The organism is Saxibacter everestensis (genome assembly GCF_025787225.1).
GTDB classification, from domain to species: domain Bacteria; phylum Actinomycetota; class Actinomycetes; order Actinomycetales; family Brevibacteriaceae; genus Saxibacter; species Saxibacter everestensis.
The window spans coordinates 734,925-759,193 of sequence record NZ_CP090958.1 but is presented as its reverse complement, the minus strand read 5'-3'; the positions used below and the strand labels follow the sequence as shown (position 1 = coordinate 759,193).

The window sequence follows — 24,269 nt, the reverse complement described above, 5'->3', positions numbered from 1 at the left end:
ATTCGGCACTCGCACTCTTCGTTCGCGGGCTCTGCCTTCGAGCACACAACAAAAGCGCAAAAGTCTTCTCGATTGCGATCGCACGCTCACAGCTGCAAAGCAATCCACCTTTTAAGTGGTGCGTAAGCGAACGCACATTACGACCTCTAAAGATACCCGACGTTGTGGCAGGTAAGCAAAGTGAAGCCGGCCGTCGGCTCTCATCATAGGTGTATCGACGTCGCTCACCCAAGCAGGGCCGCCCGGGACCGGTAAACTTACGATGTGAGACCCATGCAGCTCGAGTACCAGACCAGGCGGAATGCCGCGTCACGTCGGCGCTGGATGGTGGCGACCCTTCTCGCCACACTTGCCCTGATCCTGCCGAGCGCAGTCCTTCCTGCGATGGCCGCCGTAACCGTCGGCGGCACCCGGACCGGTGTTGTTGATCACAATGCCAGCGATGACGAAACCGATCGGCCTGTCGACCCGGAGGTTCCGCCGGTCGACGTCCCCGATGTCAATCCGACGAAGCCCACCGACCCGGAAGCGGAAGTCTCCGGAAACGATCCACTCGTGGTCTTCGGGCTTGCCGGACTGACATTTGACGATATCGATCCCAACAAGACGCCGAATCTCTGGAAGCTGGCCGAACGATCCGCTCTCGGCAACCTCTCGGTTCGCACTGTCCGCAGCACGAGTTGCCCGGTCGACGGCTGGCTGACGATCAGCGCGGGGCGACGATCCGGAACGCAGATCACCGAGGACCAGGAGCAGCGCTGCCCGCAGATGCCGGACATCGCGGCCGGCAAGTCAGATCGGAACACGCCGGTGTCGGCCACCGTCGATGGCTACGAGGATTACACCCTTTTCAATGCGGCTCGTGACTACAACGCCGTGCCGGGGCAGCTGTCCGCTGCTCTCGCCGACATGGGCCACTCCTGTTCACTGGCGATCGGCGCCGGCGCGGCAACGGCACTGGCGGACGCACAAGGGAATGTGCCGAAGTACCTGCCGGCCGGCAGCGTCCCCGACTCCCTCGATGAGTGTCCACTCACCATGGTCGACCTCGGCGCACTAGGAGATTCCGGCTGGATTCCCGGCTCGGATTCCACCGTGGCGACAAGCGGGGGCGACGCGAGCAATGTCCTGCCTGGCCAGGAGCCAAAGCGGGACGACGGCACCGCCGACGCGCCCGCCGCACCAGAACCAACCGCCGAAGAGGTCGCCCGGGCAGCGGACGCGCTGCACGAGCGGCAGCTCAGCGCTGCAGATGCAGCACTTGGCAAGTACCTTGCCAGCACGCCTGAGAACACCGCGGTGATGGTGACCGGGCTATCCGACTCGTCCGGCGATCCCGCGTTGCGGGCCGTGATGGTCAGCCAGCCTGGTGGCAATGAAGGACTGCTTACATCGGCGTCGACCCGGCGCGAGGGACTCGTTCAGCTGACCGATATGACGCCGACAATGCTGAACCTGATGGGGTACGGCCGGGACGGCGACTTCATCGGCACCCCCGCCCAGTACGCGAAGAAGACCACCGAAATCACCGATGACGATACGCCGAACGTCGCCACGATAGACAGTGTGAAAGCGTTGCGGATTCAGGCGACCGCCTCGTCTATCGTGCACGGCAGCACCGGGACGTTCTCGATCTTCCTCGACACGCTGCACTACATCTTCTTCGGCCTGCTCGGCATCGGGCTGTTCGCCGGATGGCGAAGCTCGAGACTGAATCGCGCCGCGGCATCCAGCGGCCGGGCTTCCGCGCTGGCCTGGGTCGGACTCGTCCTTGCCGCCATCCCGCTGGGTTCGTTCCTGGCGAATCTGGTGCCGTGGGCCGACAGCACCTCGCCGCGACTTGCCCTGCTCGGCAGCCTGGTCGTCGCGACCGCAGCCGTGCTGGCCGTGGTGCTCGCCGGCCCCTGGCGCCGATCCTGGCTCGGCCGGGTCGGTGCGCTCGGACTGCTGACGGCGATCACCCTTGGCGTGGATGTGGCCGCGGGCTCGCAGCTTCAGCTCAACTCCTTGCTCGGCTACAACCCGATCGTCGCGGGTAGGTTCTACGGTCTCGGCAACATGGCCGTGGCGCTATTCATCGTCGGCGCCCTGATGGGAACTGCCGCGGTTGTTTCGCCGCTGGTTCGGACCGGCCACAGCCGTCGCGCCGCCCTGGTCTCGGCGGCCATCGGGGTTGCCTGCGTCGGCGTGCTGGGCAATCCATCGTGGGGCGCGAAGTTCGGCGGAACCATTGCCGCGCTGGCCGGTTTCATCGTGCTCGTGCTGATGCTGCTGAAGATCAGGCTGAATTTCCGCCGGTTGCTGATCGTCGGGGTTGTCGCCCTCGCCGCGCTGGTCGGGATTGCCGGCCTCGACTACCTGCGGCCGGCGGAACAGCGGTCACACTTCGGCCTGTTCTTCGGCCAGTTGCTGGATGGCGAGGTCTTCGGCGTGCTGGGCAGGAAGCTCACCGCAAACCTGTCGATCATCTCGATCAACCCGCTGCTGTCGCTGATAGTGCCATGCGCTCTGCTTGTGCTGGGCTTGTTCCTTGGATGGTGCTACCGCTGGCAACGCACCCGGCGCCTGAGCCAGCGGTGGGCCGGCGTCCTGCCGAGCGTCCTTGATGACTCCGCGGCCATCCGGGCCGGGTTCTGCGCCACGATGCTCGCCCTGCTCGCCGGTCTGGTGATCACCGACTCGGGGATCGCAGTTCCGGCCACCGGCCTGATGCTGTTGATTCCGACGCTTGTCGCGCTGAATGCGGGCAAGGTCAAGGAGATGACCTCCGCCGATAGCCCGCCGCCGGTGAAACGGGCGACAGCGGCCGGAAGCGTCGGAGGCACGAAATGACGCCGGGCCTGCTGCCCACCCGTCCGCGACGGGCGGCGGTTTTGCACGGTCGCCGGCGACGGTTGATAGTGCTGCTACTGATTCTCGCCGCGACGGCCGGAATCGGCGTGCAGGGCGCTACGGCCGCGCAGTCGGCCTCGGTCGCGCAGTCGACTTACCCCGCACTGCCGGCCCAGCTGCCCCGGGTTTCCCCGAAAGTAGCTGATGACCAGCCAAACACCCTGTTTGTCGGGGTCGCCGGCCTGACCTGGCAGGATATCTCGCCGGAGACGACGCCCACCCTTTACCGCCTGGCCCAAACCGGCTCGGTCGGCAGCCTGACCGCTCGGAGCGTGCGGGCATCGAGCTGTCCGGTGGACGGCTGGCTCGGCCTGAGCGCAGGACGCCGCGCCGCGGACGTCCCGGCCGCGTCATGCCGGATGCCGGCCGAACCGGAAACGTCGGCGGTGCCGAACTGGTCCAGCTACCTCGAGCGGGCCAAGGCAGATCACTACGATGCCAAGCCTGGGCTGCTCGGCGATCGCCTCGCCGGCCTCGAGACGGCGGCGATCGGCCCCGGCGCCGCGATTGGGCTCGCAAATCGGGACGGCCTGATCGAGGACTACTCCCCCGTTCCGGCAGCGACCGGCGCACTGCAGAATCTGGTCTCCACCAAGCTGGACCGGGTTGACCTGCTGGTGCTCGACCTCGGTAACGCTGCGGGGACCGGGAGCCCGGCAGCACATCAGGAACAACTCCGCACGATCGACCAGCGGTTAGGCTCCGCGCTGGCCGGCGCTGGCTCGGGCACATCCGTTATGGTGGCCAGCCTGGCCGATGGTTCGGGCACGGCACAGATGCAGTTCGCCGCCACCCAGACGCCCGACGTCCCGCCTGCACTGCTGACCTCGCAATCGACCAGGCAGCCGGGTTTGATCCAGGCCCTCGATTTCACCCCAACCCTGCTCGCCCAGTTCGACCGCGACGTTCCGGAAAGCCTGGCCGGCGCGAGGCTCACCCCGGTGGCACACTCACCCGAGTCGGCAGCCGAGCGGATCCAATCGATGCACGACCGGCAGAACGCGGTCCACGCCCAGCTCAACCTCAGCGTCTGGTTCTTCCCAGTCTTCTGCTTCCTGATGATCGGCCTCGGAGCCACAGCCGTGTTCACCGTGCGCAATCACCGGGAAAGAGTCCTGCCGCTGGTGAAATCCGTCGGCCTGTTCTTCGCCTCTGTGCCGATTTCGACGTACCTGGTCAACCTCGCGCCCTGGGAACGAGCCGCGAACGCGGAATTCGCCATGATCGGCTGGATAGTGGCATTCGCCGGAGTCCTGACCGCAGTCGCCCTGCTGGGACCGTGGAAACGGAAACTGATCGGGCCACTAGGGGCCGTCGCGGCGGTGACAACGGCAACACTCGCAATCGATGTGCTGACCGGCTCAAGCCTGCAGATGTCGACACTGATGGGCGAGCCGCTGCTGACCGCCTCGCGGTTCTACGGCATCGGAAATTCCGCCTATGCCCTGTTCACGACGGCACTGGTGCTGAGCATCGTCGCGTTGCTGCAACTCCCCTACTTCGCCAAACGCCCGGCGGTGCGGGCCGGTGTCGTGATCGTGATCGGCATCCTTGCCGCGATCCTGCTCGGCACCCCCGGACTCGGCACCAAGTTCGGTTCGATTCCAACCATTGTGATCGGCTTTGCACTGCTCACCCTGGCAGCGGCCGGGCTGCGACTGACTATTCGGCGCGCCGCGATCATCGTCGTTGGCGCAGCAGCGCTGATGGTGGCGCTGTTGTACCTGGATTGGCTTCGTCCGGTCAGCGATCGCACGCACTTCGGCAGATTCTTCGCCACGATCCTCGAGGGTGAAGCGGGCGGCGTGCTCTGGCGCAAGGTCGACATGAACATGGCGATCCTGACCCAGAACTGGATGACGTTGCTGCTGCCGATCGCGGTTGCCCTGGTCGTGCTGCTGGTAGCGGCGCCGGCCAGGTTCAGGCTGCCCACCCTGACCCGCGCGTACCAGACAGTTCCGCTGCTGAAGACCGGCCTGCTGTCGCTGTTTGTGCTGCTGATCCTCGGATCGATCTTCAATGATTCGGGGATCGTGGTCCCGGCGGTCGGCATCCTGATGCTGATCCCGGCGATAGCGCACGTCTCGGCGGCCCAGGCAATGCTTGACGATGCCGGCGCCACCCCGCCGACGACCAACGTCCGGTCGCTGTCGGCCTCGACGCCGCGCTGAGCATTGAGCCCGATGGTGAGTCGTGCCTTTGGCGGCGAAACGTCGGAAATAACTGAAGTTCGACACCTTAGCCACGACTGACGCGTCACGGCAGCAACGCAGGCACGGTGCTCATTTTCTCCAGGTCGAGCAGGAACCGCTTACGGTCGACGCCGCCGCCATACCCGGTCAGCGAGCCATTGGCGCCGATCACCCGATGACAGGGCACCACGATGCTGATCGGGTTACGGCCGTTCGCCAGGCCGACGGCGCGCACTGCCTGCGGATTTCCGATCCGGGCGGCTAGTTGCGCATAACTTATCGTCTGTCCATACGGAACGTCGCACAGCGCCTTCCACACCAAACGCTGGAATGGCGTGCCCCGGCCGGCATGCGGCAGGTCGAACTCGGTTCGCTCTCCGGCGAAGTACTCCTGGAGTTGATCGATCGCGGCGCCGAACTCGGCGCGTGCCCACGCACCGGTCAGCGGTTCCCCGAATGTTGCCGCGTCCGGCGCATGCCGGTGCTCAGTCATGTACAGTCCGGTCAGGCCGGCCCGGCATCCGACCAGAGTCAACTCACCGATGGGCGACTCGATCACGGTGAAATTCACGATTGCTCCTGACCTTCCTGTCCGGGTAGCTGGTTGATGGCGTGCGGCGCCACGGTCCACAGATATTGCACCGCATAGGCGCGGAAAGGCCGCCAATGCAGCGAGTACTCCTGGAGCGCCGGCAAACCGGTTGGCAGGCCGAGAGCGACGGCTGCCTTCTTGATGCCCAGATCGCTGGCGATAAATGCATCGGGGTCGCCCAGCGCCCGCATCGCGATACTCTCTATCGTCCACGGCCCGATGCCCGGCATCGTGGCAAGTACGTCGCGGGCACGTCCCCAATCTGCGCCCGGTCCGAGCTCGAGTTCAGCTGCTGCCAATGCCCGCGCCATCGCCCGCACCGTGTCCCTGCGGCGTGCCGGCATGGCGAGCAGGTCGTCAGCCGCCTCGCTGATCGCCGCGGCCGTCGGAAAAACGTGGGTCAGGCCGCCATCCGGATCGTCCACCGGTTCTCCCAGCGCTTCAACCAGGCGCCAGGCATGGGTGCGGGCCGCCGCGGTCGATACCTGCTGCCCGAGCACCGCACGGATGGCGAACTGCTCGCCATCCAGAATGCGCGGCACTCGCCTGCCCGGTCCCGCGTCGATAAGCGGCGCAAGCGCAGGATCGGCGGCAAGGGTCGAATCGATCAGCTCAGGATCCGCGTCGAGGTCAAGCAGCCAGCGGCAGCGGCTGATCGCCGCAGCCAGGTCGCGAACATCGGCGAGGTTCACCGTGCAGACGATGTAGTCGGGTTGCGGGCGCAGCGCCACGATGCCGGTGCCGCGGGGTAAACGCAGAGTGGCCCGATAGGCCCCGTCGTGCCAGCCCTCAATGCCCGGAACGCCGGTCGCCACGAGGTGCCCGAACAGGTTGCTCGGGTTGAGTGGCTTCCGAAACGGCAGCCGCAGGGCGATGCTCCCCCGGACCGCAACCGACGGCTGGTTCGCCGCCCTCCGTAACTCACCGGGAGTCATCGCGTACACCGCAGTCATGGTGTCGTTGAAACTCCGGATGCTGTTGAAGCCGGCGCTGAAGGCGATCTCGGTTATCGAACGGTCGGTCGATTCCAGCAGCACCCGCGCCGTCTGCGCCCGCTGGGCTCGAGCCAGGGCGAGCGGGGTTGCACCGAGCTCCTGGTATAGCTGGCGCTCAATCTGCCGCACGCTGTATCCGAGGCGCCGAGCCAGCCCGCCTACTCCTTCGCGATCCACCACCCCGTCGGAAATCAGCCGGACTGCTCTCGCCACCAGGTCGCTGCGCAGATTCCAGTCAGGCGCTCCGGGCGTCGCATCCGGCCGACAGCGCTTGCACGCCCGGAATCCGCCGGCCTGCGCGGCGGCCGCGCTCGGATAGAAGCGCATATTTCTGGCCAGCGGAGTACGTGCCGGGCAACTAGGCCGACAGTAAATTCCGGTGGTCAGCACCGCGGTGTAAAACCTGCCATCGAAGCGGGCGTCCTTGCCCTGCACCGCCTTGACACAGCCATCCTCGCCCAACTGTTCTATCTGCATGGCTCCATTCTGTCCGCTGCGCACGTTCGGGACTAGCGAAAAAACGACAGCGCAGTCAATCACAGTCAGTGCAGACGTTTAACGACAGCGAAAGCGACTACACCAGAGCCTGCCCGTCCCACAGCGCCTCGGCGGTCTCCCGGACGTTGCCGTCCGAGCCGACGTAGAGGAATCGATCGAAGTCTCGCGCAAACCACCGATCATGGGTAACCGCGACTACGGTGCCTTCGAAGAAGTCCAGGGCCCGTTCCAGCGCCTCGGCAGAGTCGAGGTCCAGGTTGTCCGTCGGTTCATCCAGTAGCAACAGGGTCGCCCCGGACAGCTCGAGCAGCAGGATCTGGAACCGGGCCTGTTGGCCGCCGGAGAGATGTTCGAAGCTGCGCTCTGCCGCATGCGCCAGGCCATAACGGTCGAGCGCGCGGCTCGCCGCCTCCCGCGCCATCCCGTTCCGGTGTTCGTCGCCGCGGTGCAAAATCTCAAGCAAGGTGCGCCCTACCAGCTCGGGGTGAGCGTGGGTTTGCGCGAACCATCCGGGCCGCACGCGGGCGCCCAGCCGCGCCGTCCCGCTGTGCTCGACCGGTGCGATCTCGATATCACCGACCGGCCGATGTTCGATGTCCGGGTCGCTGCCCCCGGCGGCGAGCAGACGGATCAGGTGGGACTTCCCGGTGCCGTTCGGTCCAAGTACCGCGACCCGGTCGCCGAAGAAGACCTCGAGGTCGAATGGGCGCAATTGCTCCCGGTTGTGCGACGTGCCCAGGCCGAGCAGCTGAAGATTCTGGCAGACGATGGCCCGCTTGCCGGTCCTGCCTCCGCGCAGCCGCATTTTCAGGCTCTGCTCCGGCGGCCGGACCTCGGGCGGCCCTTCGTCGACGAAACGCCGGAGCCTGGTCTGCGCTGCCTGATAGCGTGCCGCCATATCCGAGTTGTACGCGGCCTTCTGCTTGTACATCTGCACCAGCTCGCGCAGCTTGGCATGTTCCTCATCCCAGCGCCGGCGCAGTTCCTCGAGCCGGGAGTTCCGGTCGTCCCGGGCAGCGCGGTACGTGCCGAACCCGCCGCCGTGCACCCACGACCTCGCACCGGCGGCACCGGGTTCCAGGGTGATGATCCTGGACGCCGCGTTGCTGAGTAGCTCTCGGTCGTGCGACACGAAGAGCACAGTCTTTTTCGAGTTGCGCAGCTTGTCTTCCAACCAGCGTTTGGCCGGAACATCGAGAAAGTTGTCCGGCTCGTCAAGCAAGAGACATTCATCCGGGCCGGTGAACAGCGCCTCCAGTGCCAGCCGTTTCTGCTGGCCACCGCTGAGCGTGTTGACGGCCCGCCACCGGCACTCGTCGAATTCGAGACCGAACGCCGCCATGGTGACCTTCGACCACACTGTCTCCTGCTCGTATCCGCCGGCATCGCCCCAGTCGGCGATCGCCTGCGCATATCTGAGCTGCGTCGGTTCGTCATCGGTCGCCATCAGCTCCAGCTCGGCGGCGTCCAGGGCGCGTGCAGCATCGCGGATCGCCGCCGGCGCAAGGTCTATCAGCAGGTCACGCACGGTGGAATCATCGCGGAGCTGGCCGATGAACTGCCGCATGACGCCCAGGCCACCACGACGCGTTACCGCGCCGTCCTGGCCGGGCAGATCACCGGCGATCAAACGCAGCAGAGTCGTTTTGCCTGTCCCATTCGGGCCGATCAGCGCCGCCTTGACCCCATCGCCAACCGTGAAGCTGACCTCCGAGAGCAGCGGACTGCCATCGCCAAGCCGGAAGTTGATGTTATTGACGTCGATGTAGCCCACGGAGATCGATTCTGCCCTGTAACAGGAGCACATTGCTACCGAATTACGCCGCCCTGGGGTCGGTTGCGGCGTCGAGCGATCAGCAGAGCAACCGCCCCGGCAAGCAGCAGAACGCCGGAGAGCCCGAGTGCCAGGCTCACGTCCGAGCCGGTGCGGGGCAGATCCTCGTCCCGTCCATCGGCTGAAGTCTCGCTTCCGGTCGTTCCGCTGTCGCCGCCTTCGGTACTGCCTTCCGTGCCGCCCTCGGAATCACCGGCGCTGTCGCCGCCCTCGGTGCTGCCTTGCGTTTCACCCTCGGAATCACCGGTGCTGTCACTGCCTTCGGTGCTGCCTTCCGTTCCGCCCTCGGAATCGCCTGGGCCATCGGCCGGGACCACGTCCACGTCGATGCTCACCGAGCGTGGCAACGGCAATGGATTGTTATCGAAGAACGGTCCCTGATCCGGACGCAGCGCGAGCGAAAAGCGCAGCGTATAGCTGCCTGGCTCCACGCCATCACCCGGCGTGACAGTGATCGGCAGGGTGTTCTCACCGCGGGTGAAGCCATCCGGCAGCTCCGCGCTGTCCCCGGCAGCTCGGTCTGCCGATTTTCCGGGCTGGCCGATGGCGATGCTGAAGCCTTCGGGAGCGTCCGCCGTCAGGGTGTAGCCGTCGGGAAGATCCTCGGTTGCCGTGGCGTTGAAGGCGAATTCAGCTGGTTCCCCGGCCTCGATCGTCGGGCTTTTCCCTTCCGAGGTCACCCTGGCATCTAGTTTCTTGGTGGCGATGATGTCACGGGCGGTGTCGGCCTGTCGCTCCTGCTTGTCCGGCGAGACCGGTGACTCGGCAGCGAAATAGTCCCGCCAGGCGTCGAAGTCGATGGTGCCGGAGTCTTCCCAGGTCCCCTTGGTGAACGAGCCGAAGTTGTCACCTCCGGTGGCCAGGAAGCTTAGCGTCGCAACCCGGTACGTCCGCGAGGGGTCGATCTTTTCTCCGTTGACCTCGACCGACACAACGCGCTTGCCCTTTTCCGCCGCGGAGTCATAGACCACGTTCAATTGTTCGGATATGCCAAGATGCAGGAACGGCCTGGACGACCCCTCAGGCTGCCACTGCTCTTCGAACAGACCGATCACGTCGGCACCGCGCATACTGACGACGCCCAGTTGATTCGCGAACGGCAGCACCGCATTGAGCTCGGCGACCGTCACCTCGCCATTGCCGTCATAGAGCAGATCGTCGCGGAGGCCGCCGGGATTGGTGATACCGAAATCGGCCTCGGCGATCGGGCTGTCCTCAATTCCGGCCTTGAGCGCATCAGCGACCAGATTGCCAAGGGTCGATTCCGCTCCCCGATTTTCCTTGCCGTCCGACGTTTCCGCCCGCTTGATGTCCTCGGTGATCGCGCCTACTTTCACGCTGCCGGTCTCCTCGGCCTTCGCTTCGGCGTCGGCCAGGATCGACTCGACCTCTTTCACGGTCGGGTCGGAGAAGGTGCTGTCCTTCGTCGGCAGGTTCTTCACCGTGGCTGCATCCCAGCTGCCGTCACCGTTGGATTCCAGCACGATCTGACCGAGATTGTTGCCGTATTCACCTGTCTGCACAACAGGTCGGGTGCGGTCGCCGTCCGCGACCGGGGCTTGCCAGGCGTATTCCTTGTGGGTATGACCGGTGAAGATCGCGTCGACATCCGCGCTGCTGTTCTTCACGATGTCGGCGAACTCCGAGTCCCTTGCCAGCTGCTCCTCCAGCGTCGTATCGCTTTCGCTTTCGGTCGCGCCGGCATGCGCCTGAAGCACGATGGCGTCGGGCTGCTCGGCTTCCGGCAGGTCATTCAGTTCCTCGACGGTTTTGTTGATCGCCGGAACCGGTGCGCCGAACTCGATGTCCTCAATTCCTCCGGGGCTGACCAGGCTCGCTGTCTCCCGGGTGACGACGCCGATCACCGCGACGTCGACGTCGCCGACCGTGACGAGCGCATAGGGATCCAGGGCGGGCTGCGAGGTGCCCTTCTTGTAAACGTTGGCGCCGAGGTAGTCGAAGTCCGCCGCAGAGGCGACCCGTCCGGTCAGATCGTCGGTTCCCTTGTCGAATTCATGGTTACCGACCGCTGACGCATTCAGCTGCAAGGCGTTGAGGATGTCGATCGTCGGCTTGTCGCCCTGACTGGACGATACGTACGTCGAGGCGCCGATATTGTCGCCCGCGGATAGAAAGGCCGTATTAGACACATTTCCGCGCTGTTCCTGCACGGTGCGGGCCAGAGCGACCGAGCTTTCAGCGATCCGGCCATGGAAGTCATTGATGTTCAGCAGCTGCAGCTTGGTGCCTTCAGGTGCAGCGACGGCGGCCGGATCCTGAACTGCCAATGCCGGCGTCGCAAGGCTTCCGGCGATCAGCGCGGTGACGGCGAGGGCACAGCCGCGCCCAAGGGGATATCGGGGCATGAGGGGCTCTTTCATTCTTAGGTTCGCGGGGACGATGAACTCAGCCTGCCAGCCGAGCACAACGCCGCGCTACCGAAAGTCTGAAAACAGTATGAACGCAAGGCGAAGATCGTGCCCGGCGGCTATTCGTCAGTCGGCTTCGTCGTTGGTCACCCGGCTCGCCCGGGTGAGCGCCGCACGCTCGGCAAGCAGTGCGTCCGAGGGATAGCGCACCTCCTCCAGCACCAGCCCGTGCGCCCGCGAGACATACATCGGCGATTCCTTGCTGGCGTTGGCCAGCAGCTCCTGGGGCCAGGTCACGTCTCGCGTGCCCTGACCAACCTTGAGGCAGGCGCCAACCATCGCGCGCACCATATGGTGACAGAAGGCATCCGCCTTCACGATGGCGGTGATCATCCCGTCCGGTCCGCGTTGCCAGTCGAAGTCCAGCAGGGTGCGGATCGTGGTCGCACCTGGCCGCGGTTTGCAGAACGACAGGAAGTCGTTTTCGCCGACCAGGGACCTGGCCGCGGCCGACATGGCTGCCACGTCGAGCCGCTCACGAAGTATCAGGGTGTGCGAGCGCCGAAGCGGGTCAACGATGTCTGGCGCGTCCGCGATTGAATAGCTGTAGCGCCGCCAGAGCGCGCCAAAGCGGGCGTCGAAACCTGCCGGCGCCTCGCTCGCTCGATGGATAGCGATGTCGTCGGCGCGCACAGCGCCGAGTGCGCCGGTCAGCCGGCGAACCATGCCCTCACCCGCCGGCCTAGCCGCACGGCCCGGCATCTTGTGCCACGCTTCACGGCTGAGGTCGAAATGAATCTCCTGCGCCCGGGCATGCACGCCGGCATCCGTCCGTCCGGCAACTACCGTCGCCACCGACTCCCGGGTGATCCGGGCCAGTGCCTCCTCGAGGATGCCCTGCACCGTGCGCCGGCCAGGCTGCTTGGCCCAACCGGAGAATCGAGTGCCGTCATAACCGAGAACCAGGCGCACGCGTTGCTTTCCCTCCGGCACCTCGTAGTCCCTCACTGCTGGCTCCCGTCAACGCCGGGAACGTTCCCGGTGAGCTCGCCTCGGCGCTCGTTGTCCGCTGACCGGAACGGAAAAGTACTCGCCGGGGCAAACCTGCTGCCGAGTATCCGGCCGGTCAGGGTGTTGCGCCGGGCATTGAACCGCTCGACGTGCACGTTGTAGTAGCGAGCCGACGCAGCAATCCGGCCGTCCAGACGGACGAGTTCATGCCGTAGCGCCGAGCCGGCCTCGTCCCGGTTCTCACGCATGGTCCGAGCCCGGTCAGGCCCGACGCCAAGCAGCACGCCGGAAAACTCCTGTTCGAGCTGACCGCGTTCTTCCAGTGTTCCTGCAGACAACGCGCGCTCACGAACCGACATCACGGACTCGATCAGGGCGGTTGAGCGGTTGCCATCGCGGCGGACGGCTGCCAGGAAATCGGGCACGATCTCATGCCGCTGCGCAAGAGTCCGCTCAAGCTGGCGCCTGGCCTCTCCGACCAGATCGTTCAGCATCGACAGCCGGTTGTACCCAAGCACTCCGGCCACCACTAGTCCAATGATGAGCGTCAGCACGAGGGCGCCACCGACGCCAAAGATCACGCCGTCCATCGGCTCCGGTCTTCGTACATCCGTCAACTACCTCGCTCGCATGCCTGGAAGGGGTGTTTCCCCGCCTACGAGCTTATCGGGATCCGCAACGGCACCGCGATCGGCATCCGGGGTCGGCGGGCCAAAACGAAACGGTCCACTTTCACGCCGACGTCGTCACTTACTAGTGACGACGTCGGCGCAAGGGTGGACCGTTTCGCTTCCCGCTACCCGGGGACGACGCTCAGGCGGCGTTCCGCTGCTGCTCGGTCGTTGCCGGCTCGACCAGGAACTGGGTGTACGCAGCTATGGTCAGGAATGTCGGCAGTTCCTCGGCCAGGGCGACCTGGCGGAAGACGCTCACCGCATCATCGAACCTGTCTTCCGGTTGCCGGTCAAGTGCGCCGAGTTCCTGCTCGATCAGTCTTTCGACCTCGCCGACAGTGATCGCGGTGCCCTCTGCTGTGCGAGCCTCGTGGTGGATCCACTGCCACACCTGAGACCTGGAGATCTCCGCCGTGGCGGCATCCTCCATCAGGTGATCGATTGCTACGGCACCGTTACCCCGCAGCCACGCCTCGATGTAGCGCAGCGCGATCCGCACGTTCGAACGCAGGCCCTCATCCGTCACCACGGACGTGATCGAACCGAGGTCAACCAGTTCGGCCGCGGTGACGCTCACGTCGTCGCGCTGGCGTGACACCTGATTCGGACGACTTCCGAGCACCTGATCGAAGACGGCACGGGCGGTCGGGATCAGATCCGGGTGCGCGACCCAGGTTCCGTCGTATCCGTCGTTGGCCTCCCGGGTCTTGTCCGCGTGCACCTGTTCGAGAGCGCGTTCGGTGACTTCGGGATTCCGCCGGTCAGGGATGAAGGCACTCATTCCGCCGATGGCGTGCGCTCCCCTGCGGTGGCAGGTTGCGACCAGCAGCTCGGTGTATGCCCGGATGAATGGCGCGGTCATCGTGATGTTCTTCCGGTCAGGCGTGACGAACCGTGCCCGGTTCCGGAAGTTCTTGATGATCGAGAAGATGTAGTCCCAGCGACCGGCGTTCAACCCTGCGCAGTGGTCGCGCAGCTCGTACAGGATCTCTTCCATCTCGAAGGCCGCGGTGATGGTTTCGATCAGCACGGTGGCCCGAATCGTCCCCCGGCGGAGCCCGACGTACTCCTGGGCGAACTCGAACACCTCGTTCCACAGCCGCGCTTCCAGGTGGTTCTCCAGCTTCGGCAGGTAGAAGTACGGTCCGCGCCCCTGCTCGATCAATGCCTTCGCATTGTGGAAGAAGAACAGCCCGAAGTCGACCAGCGAAGCGGACGCGGACGTACCCTGCCCGAAGCGGTCGAAGTAGCGCAGGTGCTTCTCGGTCAGGTGCCAACCGCGCGGCCGGACAACGATGGTCGGCGTCTCGGCGCCAACCGAGTAGTGCTTGCCCGCCTCGTTGGTGAACTCCAGCTCACCTCGAATCGCATCCCGCAGATTGACCTGTCCCTCGATCACGTTCGCCCAGGTCGGCGAGGTGGCGTCCTCAAGATCGGCCAGCCAGACCCGCGCGTCCGAGTTCAGGGCGTTGATCGCCATCTTCTGGTCGACCGGGCCGGTGATTTCCACCCGGCGGTCCTCCAGTCCCGGCCCTGCGCCGGCTACCTTCCAGGCCGGATCGTTCCTGACCGATGCCGTCTCGGGTCGGAAGCCGGGGTTGCGACCGTTGCTGAATTCCGCGCGCTGCTTCTGCCGGTCAAGCAGCCTGTCGTGCCGGACACCGGCGAAACGGGAGTGCAGCTCCGCGATGAAGGCCAATGCCTCCGGGGTCAGTATCTCCTCGTACCGCGGGCCCAGCGGTCCGCGAATCTCAATCCTGGACATCTTTTTGCTCCTGGTACTAGTTCTGCGTCTGAGTGGTTAGAACTGGGCGGTTTCGGTCGAACCGGCCAGCGCGAGTGTCGCGCTGTCGGGGTTCAGCGCCGTGGATACCCGGTCGAAGTAGCCGGTTCCCACCTCGCGCTGATGACGGGTGGCCGTGTAACCGTCGCGCTCAGAGGCGAACTCGGCCTCCTGCAGCTCCACGTAGGCAGTCATCGCGTCGCTGGCATAGCCCTTGGCTAGCTGGAACATCGAATGGTTCAGCGCGTGGAAGCCGGCAAGGGTGATGAACTGGAATGCGTACCCATAGCTGGCCAGCTCCTTCTGGAACCGGGCGATGGTGGCATCGTCCAGGTGCTTCTTCCAGTTGAACGATGGCGAGCAGTTGTAGGCAAGTTTCTTGCCCGGGAACTCCGCGTGGATCCGTTCCGCGAACTCCCGCGCCAATTCGAGGTCCGGCAGCGAGGTCTCCACCCAGAGCAGGTCCGCATAGGGTGCGTAGGCCAGGCCACGGGAGATCACTGTGTCGAAGCCAGGTGTGGTGCGGAAATAGCCCTCCGCGGTGCGTTCCCCGGTGAGAAATGGCTGGTCCCGCTCATCGACATCGGACGTCACCAGGTCGGCGGCGAGTGAGTCGGTGCGAGCGATGATCACGCTCGGGATACCGGCGACATCCGCGGCCAGCCTTGCGGCGTTCAGCGTGCGAACATGCTGCTTCGTCGGAATCAGCACCTTGCCGCCAAGATGTCCGCACTTCTTTTCGCTGGCCAGCTGATCTTCCCAGTGCACGCCGGCCGCGCCTGCCTCGATCATCGAGGTCATCAACTCATAGGCGTTCAGCGGGCCGCCAAACCCTGCCTCGGCGTCGGCGACGATGGGTGCCAGCCATTCCCGGTCGGGCACGCCGCCATTCTCGCTGCACTCGATCTGGTCGGCGCGCAGCAGCGCGTTGTTGATCCGGCGGACGACGGCGGGCACCGAGTTGGCCGGATACAGGCTCTGGTCCGGGTAGGTCTGCCCCGAAAGGTTCGCGTCAGCGGCGACCTGCCAGCCGGAGAGGTAAATTGCCTTCAGGCCCGCTTTCACCTGCTGCACCGCCTGGTTCCCGGTGAGTGCGCCGAGGGCCGCTACCCATTCCTCGCTATCCATCAGCTCCCAGAGCCGCTGCGCTCCGCGCCGGGCCAGAGTGTGTTCTTCGGTAACGGAACCGCGCAGGGCCAAGACATCCTCGGCCGTGTAGTCGCGACGGACACCATTCCAGCGTGGATTCGTATCCCAGTCGCGGGTGATCTCTTCTGCCGTCTGGCGGTTCGGATCGCTGTAGGTGCTCATGTTTCCTCCGTTAGTACTTCGTGCCTTCACCGGCACGTTTTGCTGGCGTGACCCCAGTCTTTCGGAAGAACAACCCTTCTTGCCCGGCTTTCTCGACAGAAATTTCACGATTCTTCTATTGCGTAGAAATTGTCTGCGTGCGAGCCTTAGGCATGCCAACTATTCAGCACCAAACAGCGCCTGAAACACCGGACGGCGTCGAGTCTGCCGGCGAACAGGTCACCGACGCACTGACGATCGGACGAAGAATCCGGCATCTGCGCACGCTCCGAAAGCTGACCCTGGAGTCGCTTGGCGATGCCATCGGTCGGGCGCCATCGCAAATTTCGATGATGGAGAACGGAAAGCGCGAGCCGAGCCTCGCGATGCTCCGCACGCTTGCCGCGGCGCTGTCGGTCACCGTACCCGAGCTGCTTGACCCGGCACCGGCCGATGAGCGGGCGGCGATGGAGATCGAGCTGGAGCGGGCCCAGCGCGGACCGCTGTTTGCGGCGCTCGGACTTCCGCAGGTCCGGGTGGGCAAGTCACTTCCGGCCGATGCGTTGCAGACCATCGTCGGGCTGCAACGAGAGATCGAGCGCCTGCTCACCCAGAAGGCGGCGACACCGGAAGAGGCACGACGGGCGAACGCCGAGCTGCGCGAGACGATGCGGGCCCAGGACAACTACTTCCCGGAGCTGGAGGAGCACGCCGCCGAACTACTGACCGCGGTCGGACACTCCGGCGGTCCGCTCACCCAGCGAGTCGCCGGAGACATGGCTTCGCACCTCGGCTTCTCGCTGCACTACGTGCACGACCTGCCCCATTCGACGCGTTCGGTCACCGACACTAAGAACGGCCGGATCTACCTGCCGCAGGATAGTCGTGCCAGCCACGACCCCCGGGCAGCCCTGCTGCAGGCGCTGGCGAGCCACATTCTGCAGCACAGCGCGCCCGCCAACTACGGTGAATTCCTCCGGCAGCGAGTTGAAACCAACTACCTCACCGCGGCGCTTCTGCTGCCGGAAGGCAGCGCCGTTCACGCGCTGAAGAACGCCAAGGAGGCCAGGCAGCTTTCGATCGAGGACCTGCGCGACCACTTCGGTGTTTCCTATGAGACGGCGGCTCATCGGTTCACGAACCTCGCCACCCGCCACCTCGGCATCAATGTGCACTTCATGAAGGTGCATGAGAGCGGTTCGATCCACAAGGCCTACGAAAACGACGGAGTGAACTTTCCAACCGACGCACTCGGGGCCATCGAGGGTCAGCACGTATGCCGGCACTGGACGGCGCGGGTTGTTTTCGACATCGCCGATCGGTTCAGCCCCTACTACCAGTACACCGACACAGGAGCCGGCACTTATTGGTGTACTTCCAAGGTGCTGAGCGGGGAGGACGGCGAATTCTCGGTCAGTGTCGGCGTGCCGTTCTCACAGGTCAAGTGGTTCCGCGGCAGGGAGACCACCGAGCGCTCGGTATCACGATGCCCAGATGCCTCCTGCTGCCGGAAACCTCCCGAGCACCTCGCCGACCGGTGGGCGGATCACTCCTGGCCCTCGGCCCGGACACACGCGAGCCTGCTGGCTGCACTGCCGCCCGGCAGCTTCCCCGGTGTCGACTCGACCGAGGTGTACTCATTCCTGGAAAAGCACGCGCCGTAGCGGGCCGACCCGCGAAACGGTCCGCTTTCTTGCCCAGGGGGTAGGCAATGACCGGGGTGTCAGGGCAGATACCGGACCGTTTCGCCGGTCAAGCCGCCGACCCCGGCCAAGCTAGTAAAACGTGTTACGGTGAATTGTCCCGCCAGAACGCGGGGCGAGCATCGGAAGTACAGCGCAGACGAGGAGTGCATCATGACGGGAGAGGTCCGACTTACGCGGCCGACGACCGGAGTCGAAACAGCATGAGCCTCATTCGGGGTCTCACTTGGGATCATCCGAGGGCCGTCGATTCCATTCATGCCGCAAGCTCGGCCTACTCGGCGCTGAATCCCGGGACGACGTTCGAGTGGACCGCGCGTCCGCTGCACGAATTCGAGGACGTTCCGCTCGACGACCTCGCATCCGGATTCGACGTATTGGCGATCGATCACCCGTTCGTCGGAGACGCCGCGGCGAGTGGCGCACTCACCTCGCTTTCCGCCCTCTTGGGCGCCGAAAAACTCCGCTCCCGCGCCGACGCCTACATCGGCCGCAGCTACGCAAGTTACGAGCGGGAGGGCGAATTGTGGGCCCTGCCCGTTGACGCGGCGTGCATGGTGGCCGCCGTTCGCCTCGACGACGCTCCCGCCGCGGGACTTCCGGAACGCTGGGATGATGTGGTGCCTTTCATCCGCGAACTCGGAAAAGATCGCACGGTGATCGCCGCGAATCCGACGCACCTCTGGGGCACGTTCCTCTCGCTCTGCGAGGCCCACAACGCGGGCACCGTCCCGGATCTTGCGACCGGTCCGAGCTGGTGGCGAACCGGCGGGATCTGCGATGAGGTTGCCGTGCCCGCGCTCGAGCTCATGCGCGAGATCGTCATCGCCTCGGCCACGCGATCCTTGCATCTCGACCCGGTCGCCGTGCTGGACGAGCTCGCCGGCGACGGGCCGGGGGTCTACACGCCACTGGTCTTCATGTACTCGACGTACTCGCTGCGACGCGACGGCCGGGGCGCCGTGTCGTTCCACGCTGCCCCGGCCGTTGGGGAGCAGCCCACCGGAACGCTGACCGGAGGGGTCGGCCTAGCCGTCTCAGGGCGATCGGCCTGCCGGAACGAGGCGGCGGACTTCATTCTGTTCGCGACCTCGGAACACGTCCAGCGCGGCATCTACGCCGAGGCCGGAGGGCAGCCAGCCAGCACGGCCGCATGGCTGGACGGCGCTGTAAACGAGCGGGCGGGTGGCCTCTACCGCAACACAGCCTCGACGATGGAGCTGTCGTTTCTGCGACCGCGCCGCGCCGGGTATCCCGCCTACCAGCGGGCGGCAGCCCACGCGCTTCACGACCTGTTCGAACAGGGCCGATCGGCACAGCACATCGTGTCGACCCTGAACCGGATGTGGGCGGATGTCGCATCGCACTAACCCGCGCAACGAGGTGCGAACCGTCTCGGAGCTCCTCGACCGGGTCTACGCCAGCCACGCCGCCGAGCACGCCCTGCGGTGGGGTGAACGCTGGCTGAGCTTCGACGAGGTAGCGGGGCTGGCCGCCGGCATGGCCCGCGAGCTACTCGACTCGGGTGCTGCGCCCGGCGACCGCGTCGTCGTCTATCTCGAAAACAGTGTATTGGCGCGCCTCGTCGACCATGCCCTGCTCGGGTTCGGGTTCGTACGCGTGGCACTGTCGTCGCGACTGCACCCGCGCGAGGTCGCGGCGATCGTCGACGACGCACAGGCGGCCATCGTGTGCGTCGCAGGCTCACGCGAGCGTGGCGTGCGGGATGCGCTGAACGAGCGGGGATCGGTAGTTCCGGTGCTCGACCTTGGCAACGATGACGCAATCCTCACTCGTTTCTACGGCGCCACGGCCGGCGGCGAAACCCGGGTGTATTCGGGGCCCGGCGACATCGCGATGCTGATGTACAGCTCCGGGACGACCGGCGCGCCCAAGGGCGTAGTGGTCACCCACTCAGCTTGGTTGGCGCAGACCGAGCACGCCCTGTCACATCTGCCACTGATCGGCCCCCAGGATGTCGTCGTGCTCGGCGCCCCGATGCCCCACTTCGGCGGGTCTGTGGCACTCGACTGCGCCATGCGAGGCGCCCGCACCGTAGTCGTCGAGCCGTTCGACGCGTCCCGGGTGCTCGACGCCGTCGAGCGGCACGGTGGCACCGTACTGCCGCTCGTTCCCACCCTGCTCGCCCGGCTGGTCGACGCCCTGCCAGGGCGCGAGGAGTCGGTCGCGACCGTGCGCAGCGTCCCCTACGGCGGCTCGCCGGCGCCGGTCGATGTCCTTGCGCGAGCGGCACGATGCTTCCCTGGCGCCCTCACCCAGTTCTACGGTCTCGCCGAAGCGCTGGCGCCGCTGACGGTACTCACGCCTGACGACCATGATCGTGCGGCCCGCGATCTGGCGGAGCACCCGCACCGGGCCGACGTGGCGCGAACCCGGCTGCAGTCGGCGGGACGCTGGATCCCCGAGATCGAGCATCGCGACGACGACGGGGTGCTGAAGATACGCGGTCCCGTCGTCATGCCCGGATACTGGCGCCGCGACGAGCTGACCGCGTCGGTGCTCAACGACGGCTGGTTCTCGACCGGCGACATCGGGTGCACCGACGATGCAGGCTACCTCCACATCTTCGGACGGCGTTCCGACCTCATCATCTCCGGGGGATTCAATATCCATCCGCGTGAGGTTGAGCAGGTGATCGAGGAGATCGACGGCATCGCCGAGGTGGCGGTCGTTGGCCTGGCCGACGAGCGATGGGGTGAAGGTGTGCACGCCTTCGCCGTCCTCGAAGCCTCGGCGTCGGTTCCCATCTCTCGCGACGAACTGGCAAGGCTCGTACGCGAGGCCTGCCTCGCGCGAATCGCGTCGTACAAGAAGCCCGTTGGCGTGCACGTCGTCGATGCGCTCCCCCGCAACAGTTTCGGCAAAGTCGACCGGGCCGCGCTGCGCGAGGCGTTCCGGCCCGAGTCCACGACCGACCCGCAGAACCCCACGAACGAAATGGAGAACCCCTGATGCAGGCCCTCGACGGAATCCGCGTACTCGACTTCACCCAGATGATGTTGGGGCCGTACGGCACCCAGCTGCTCGGCGATCTGGGCGCGGATGTGATCAAGGTGGAGCGCGCGGAGGGCGAGTGGGAACGCTCGCTTGAGATGATTGGCGAGCTCGTCGATGGCGAGTCCGCGGCCTATCTGGCGATGAACCGCAACAAGCGCTCGCTCGCCCTCGATCTGAAGAACCCGATCGCACGTCAGGCGCTGCTCGACCTCGGCGCAAGTTGCGACGTGGTGGTCGAGAACTTCCGGCCCGGCGTCCTCGCCAGGCTGGGACTTGGCTACGAGGAATTCAAGTCGGTCAAGCCCGACATCATCTACTGCTCGGGATCGGGCTGGGGCCAGGACACGACCTTCGCACGCGAGAACCGCCCCGGCCAGGATCTGCTGATCCAGGCCATGTCTGGGCTTGCGGCGGCAACCGGCCGCCGAACCGACCCGCCGACCCCGGCGGGAACGGCGATTGTCGACCATGCCACCGCTCTCACGCTCGCCAACGGCATCCTCGCGGCATTGGTCGCACGGAGCATCCACGGCATCGGGCAGCGAGTCGAGGTCGACCTGTACTCCACGGCGATCGCTATGCAGTGCCAGGAGATCTCGGCGTTCGTGAACCAGGAGACCGACTACGAACGCTCGACGGAAGGGATCGGCCAGGCCTGGCTGTCAGCGCCGTTCGGCATTTACCAGGCCAGCGACGGCTGGTTGGCCGTAGCGATGGCCCCGCTGGAGACGATCGCCGACGCCGTGGGCGACGCGGCTGTGGCCGCGTTCGATCCGTGGACCGAGCGCGACGAGGCGAAGCGGGCACTTGGATCCGTCCTGGTCAGGCGTCCCATCCAGCACTGGCTCGACGCGTTCGGGTCCCGTGGACTGTGGGCGGCGCGCGTGCGCACCACGCGCGAGGCCGTGGACGAGCTACGCGCCGACGATTCAGACATGATCGTCACTGTGGACGGCCCGGGCGGAACGCCGATCGAATTGATCGGATGCGCTATCCGGATGAGCGAGACACCCTGGCGCCAGCGGCACGCTCCCCCGCGGGTCGGCGAGCACAGCGCCGAGATCCTACGCGAGGTGCTGCCCGAGTCGCAGATCGAGGAACTACTGAAGGAGCAAAATCGATGATCGCCGAATCCAGCGACGAGGTCTCAGTGCACCCGAATCTCCGGCTGCGCGACGTGGGACACGTGCGCATCCTTCGCATTGACCGCGAGGAGAAGCTCGGAGCGTTCTCCAGCTCTCTGGTCGCGGCGATCGGCACGGAGATCGTCCGCATCCGCCAGACGCCCGCGGTGCGGGTGGTGGTGCTCACCGGCACCGGCCGCGGATTTGTCGCCGGAGCGGACATCGAGGAGTACTCCCATGCCTCCGTCGAGGAATTCGAGGAGTACCAGCGACGCTCACGGGCGGTGTTCGATGATCTCGCCCGGCTGCCCCAGGCGACGATCGCCGCCGTAAACGGCTACGCGTTCGGCGGCGGCTTCGAGATCGCGCTCTGCTGCGACTTCATCCTCGCCTCAACGACGGCCCGGCTCGGGCTGCCAGAGATCAAGCTCGGGCTGTTCCCGGGCGGGGGCGGTCCTCAGCGTCTGGTGCGCGAAGTGGGCGCCCGCTGGACCAAGGAACTCGTGATGACGGGCCGCACCGTGTACCCCGACGAGGCCCTGGCTAAAGGGATCGTGACGCGCGTGCACCCGCCGGAGGAGCTCTTGGAGGCGGCTCTCGAGTTCGCCACGGTGCTCGCCGGGCAGCCTCGGAGCGCTCTTCGCGACGCGAAGCATTTGATCGACTCCGGCCGGTCGCAGGACATCGAGACTGCCCTGACCGCAGATCAGTTGGCCCTCGCGCGGTTGTTCCATTCGGAGGACGGCCAGGAGGGGATTCGGGCCTTCATCGAGAAGCGCCCTGCGGCGTTCGGCGACGACTGAGACCGGGCCGGGCCAGCTCACGCTTCCGTGAGCGGGCCCGACTGAGACCTGGCCAGCCAGCTCACGCCTCCGTGAGGGACTCGACAGCCACGGCGCGCGCCCGGGCACGACGGCGGATATGCACGGCGACCCCGATGAGGCCCCCGACCGCGATCAGCTCAAGCGCCACGAGGTAGATCGCCGGAGAGATCAACAGGCCGGTGGAGGAGATCAGCGCGATGACGATGTAGGGGGCAAAGCCGCCGAACGCGGCGTTGGCAATCGCGTAAACGATGCCGAGATAGGTGGTGCGGACCTTCTCCGGCGTGAGCTCGGACAACAGCGCCGGCGTCGGTCCGGCGACGAGTCCCAGCGCCGCCGCGAAAAGTACAAGAGCCACGCCGATGCCCACGAGCGAGCCGTCGATGAGAAGCAAGTAGCAGGGCACCGCAAACACCGCGAGGGCGATCGCGCCCGTCATCATCACCTTCCAGCGGGCCACCCGGTCGGCGAGCCAGCCGCCGAAAACTATGAACACAGCATAGATGGACAGTCCGACGAGTGACGCGGTCAGGCCGTCGGTGATCGGGCGTTCCAGCACACCGTTGAAGAAGGTCGGCAGGAACTGGAGGGTCACGTATCCGCCTGCGGTCCACGACACGATCGCGGCGGTGCCGGCGACGATCATCCGCCAGTTTGCTCGGAACACGTCCTTCACGGGGCTCGTCGCCACCTCACCGCTCTCCTGCAGCTCGATGAACGCCGGAGTCTCGTCGATGTGCCGGCGAATGTACCAGCCGATCAGACCGAACGGAAGCGCCAAAAGGAACGGGATGCGCCATCCGACCGAGTAGAGGAACTCCTCACTCATAGCGGCGGTGAGCGCGGCACCGAGACCGGCGGAGACGGCCAAGGCCACCACGATGCTGGCCGGTTGCGCCGACCCCATCAGTCCCCGTTTCTCGGGCCGCGCGTACTCGAACAGTAGTGAGGCCGCTCCGCCGAACTCGCCGCCCGCCGAGAAGCCCTGGATCAGCCGCAACAGGGTGAGCGCGATCGGCGCGAACACGCCAATCATCTCGTAGGAGGGAAGCAGTCCCATCAGAGTTGTTGCCCCCGCCATCGCCAGGATGACGAAGGAGAGCACCCAGCGTCGGCCGAGGCGGTCGCCGAAGTGCCCGAAGACGAGGGCGCCGACCGGCCGGAGCACGAAGGCGGCGCCGAATACTCCAAGTGTGGCCAGGAGGCCGACCAAACCCGTGGTTTCCGGGAAGAAGACTTTCGCCAGCACGGGCGAGAAATACCCGTAGATTGCGAAGTCGTACCACTCGACGAAGTTTCCGGCGGCCGCCGCAGCGATTATCTTCCCCTTGCCGGTACTCAGTACTGACATCCACTGTCTCCTTTGACTCGGTTGATGGTGCCCGAATTCCGGTCGGCCACACCCTGCTCAGCGTCGCGTTAACACGATTTACCTAATCTAGGACGGCGAGGATTGGCTGTCAACCCTAG

16 protein-coding genes are annotated in these 24,269 nt (G+C 65.7%); 7 read left to right on the top strand and 9 right to left on the bottom strand.

Annotation, left to right across the window (positions count from 1 at the left end; translation table 11 throughout):
* Positions 1-264 precede the first annotated feature (264 nt).
* Positions 265-2,832 (top strand): DUF2339 domain-containing protein, encoded by a 2,568-nt coding sequence (locus LWF01_RS03730; protein WP_349639701.1) that lies wholly within the window; start codon positions 265-267, stop codon positions 2,830-2,832.
* Positions 2,829-5,063: a hypothetical protein gene (locus tag LWF01_RS03725; RefSeq protein WP_349639700.1), complete on the top strand. Its 2,235-nt coding sequence runs from the start codon at positions 2,829-2,831 to the stop codon at positions 5,061-5,063. Before LWF01_RS03730 ends, LWF01_RS03725 begins: the two co-directional genes overlap by 4 nt.
* A gap of 85 nt (positions 5,064-5,148) precedes the next feature.
* Here LWF01_RS03725 and LWF01_RS03720 read toward each other — a convergent pair whose 3' ends face one another.
* The 8 genes from LWF01_RS03720 to aceA form a co-directional block, all read right to left on the bottom strand.
* Positions 5,149-5,655 carry a methylated-DNA--[protein]-cysteine S-methyltransferase gene (locus LWF01_RS03720; RefSeq protein ID WP_349639699.1) on the bottom strand — a complete coding sequence of 169 codons (507 nt, stop codon included), beginning with the start codon at positions 5,653-5,655 and terminating at the stop codon, positions 5,149-5,151.
* Entirely contained in the window at positions 5,652-7,148 is a 1,497-nt protein-coding gene (locus tag LWF01_RS03715) for an AlkA N-terminal domain-containing protein (protein ID WP_349639698.1), read from the bottom strand. Before LWF01_RS03715 ends, LWF01_RS03720 begins: the two co-directional genes overlap by 4 nt.
* A gap of 97 nt (positions 7,149-7,245) precedes the next feature.
* Entirely contained in the window at positions 7,246-8,943 is a 1,698-nt protein-coding gene (locus LWF01_RS03710) for an ABC-F family ATP-binding cassette domain-containing protein (protein ID WP_349639697.1), read from the bottom strand.
* 35 nt (positions 8,944-8,978) lie between these two features.
* Complete coding sequence (locus LWF01_RS03705) at positions 8,979-11,369, bottom strand: bifunctional metallophosphatase/5'-nucleotidase (RefSeq protein WP_349639696.1); 2,391 nt, start codon at positions 11,367-11,369, stop codon at positions 8,979-8,981.
* 129 nt (positions 11,370-11,498) lie between these two features.
* Positions 11,499-12,380 (bottom strand): tRNA pseudouridine(38-40) synthase TruA, encoded by an 882-nt coding sequence (gene truA / locus LWF01_RS03700; RefSeq protein WP_349639695.1) that lies wholly within the window; start codon positions 12,378-12,380, stop codon positions 11,499-11,501.
* Positions 12,377-12,973: a LemA family protein gene (locus tag LWF01_RS03695; RefSeq protein ID WP_349639694.1), complete on the bottom strand. Its 597-nt coding sequence runs from the start codon at positions 12,971-12,973 to the stop codon at positions 12,377-12,379. Before LWF01_RS03695 ends, truA begins: the two co-directional genes overlap by 4 nt.
* 223 nt (positions 12,974-13,196) lie before the next feature.
* Positions 13,197-14,822, bottom strand: coding sequence for a malate synthase A (gene aceB, locus LWF01_RS03690; protein WP_349639693.1), 1,626 nt, complete (start codon positions 14,820-14,822; stop codon positions 13,197-13,199).
* A gap of 36 nt (positions 14,823-14,858) precedes the next feature.
* The gene (aceA, locus tag LWF01_RS03685; RefSeq protein WP_349639692.1) at positions 14,859-16,151 is read right to left on the bottom strand and encodes an isocitrate lyase; all 1,293 of its coding nucleotides are present in this window, start codon (positions 16,149-16,151) and stop codon (positions 14,859-14,861) included.
* Between the two features lie 152 nt (positions 16,152-16,303).
* Between aceA and LWF01_RS03680 the strand changes: the two genes are divergently transcribed.
* From LWF01_RS03680 to LWF01_RS03660, 5 genes are all read left to right on the top strand, one after another.
* Entirely contained in the window at positions 16,304-17,794 is a 1,491-nt protein-coding gene (locus LWF01_RS03680) for a helix-turn-helix domain-containing protein (protein ID WP_349639691.1), read from the top strand.
* Between the two features lie 242 nt (positions 17,795-18,036).
* On the top strand, positions 18,037-19,203 hold the full coding sequence (locus LWF01_RS03675; RefSeq protein WP_349639690.1) for a type 2 periplasmic-binding domain-containing protein: 1,167 nt from the start codon (positions 18,037-18,039) through the stop codon (positions 19,201-19,203).
* Entirely contained in the window at positions 19,187-20,806 is a 1,620-nt protein-coding gene (locus LWF01_RS03670) for a class I adenylate-forming enzyme family protein (protein WP_349639689.1), read from the top strand. The genes LWF01_RS03675 and LWF01_RS03670 overlap by 17 nt, the downstream gene beginning before the upstream one ends.
* Entirely contained in the window at positions 20,806-21,975 is a 1,170-nt protein-coding gene (locus tag LWF01_RS03665) for a CaiB/BaiF CoA transferase family protein (RefSeq protein WP_349639688.1), read from the top strand. Before LWF01_RS03670 ends, LWF01_RS03665 begins: the two co-directional genes overlap by 1 nt.
* Positions 21,972-22,778, top strand: coding sequence for an enoyl-CoA hydratase/isomerase family protein (locus LWF01_RS03660; protein ID WP_349639687.1), 807 nt, complete (start codon positions 21,972-21,974; stop codon positions 22,776-22,778). Before LWF01_RS03665 ends, LWF01_RS03660 begins: the two co-directional genes overlap by 4 nt.
* Before the next feature lie 61 nt (positions 22,779-22,839).
* Here LWF01_RS03660 and LWF01_RS03655 read toward each other — a convergent pair whose 3' ends face one another.
* Positions 22,840-24,150 (bottom strand): MFS transporter, encoded by a 1,311-nt coding sequence (locus LWF01_RS03655; protein ID WP_349639686.1) that lies wholly within the window; start codon positions 24,148-24,150, stop codon positions 22,840-22,842.
* Positions 24,151-24,269: the final 119 nt, after the last annotated feature.

What these genes read in the sequence shown, in the direction of transcription:
- LWF01_RS03680 (WP_349639691.1), top strand. Translation starts at nt 16,304, where the DNA reads ATGCCAACTATTCAGCACCAAACAGCGCCTGAAACACCGGACGGCGTC.
- LWF01_RS03705 (WP_349639696.1), bottom strand. Translation starts at nt 11,369, where the DNA reads ATGCCCCGATATCCCCTTGGGCGCGGCTGTGCCCTCGCCGTCACCGCG.
- aceA (WP_349639692.1), bottom strand. Translation starts at nt 16,151, where the DNA reads ATGAGCACCTACAGCGATCCGAACCGCCAGACGGCAGAAGAGATCACC.
- LWF01_RS03715 (WP_349639698.1), bottom strand. Translation starts at nt 7,148, where the DNA reads ATGCAGATAGAACAGTTGGGCGAGGATGGCTGTGTCAAGGCGGTGCAG.
- aceB (WP_349639693.1), bottom strand. Translation starts at nt 14,822, where the DNA reads ATGTCCAGGATTGAGATTCGCGGACCGCTGGGCCCGCGGTACGAGGAG.
- LWF01_RS03725 (WP_349639700.1), top strand. Translation starts at nt 2,829, where the DNA reads ATGACGCCGGGCCTGCTGCCCACCCGTCCGCGACGGGCGGCGGTTTTG.
- LWF01_RS03675 (WP_349639690.1), top strand. Translation starts at nt 18,037, where the DNA reads ATGAGCCTCATTCGGGGTCTCACTTGGGATCATCCGAGGGCCGTCGAT.
- LWF01_RS03655 (WP_349639686.1), bottom strand. Translation starts at nt 24,150, where the DNA reads ATGTCAGTACTGAGTACCGGCAAGGGGAAGATAATCGCTGCGGCGGCC.
- LWF01_RS03660 (WP_349639687.1), top strand. Translation starts at nt 21,972, where the DNA reads ATGATCGCCGAATCCAGCGACGAGGTCTCAGTGCACCCGAATCTCCGG.
- LWF01_RS03665 (WP_349639688.1), top strand. Translation starts at nt 20,806, where the DNA reads ATGCAGGCCCTCGACGGAATCCGCGTACTCGACTTCACCCAGATGATG.
- LWF01_RS03670 (WP_349639689.1), top strand. Translation starts at nt 19,187, where the DNA reads ATGTCGCATCGCACTAACCCGCGCAACGAGGTGCGAACCGTCTCGGAG.
- LWF01_RS03695 (WP_349639694.1), bottom strand. Translation starts at nt 12,973, where the DNA reads ATGGACGGCGTGATCTTTGGCGTCGGTGGCGCCCTCGTGCTGACGCTC.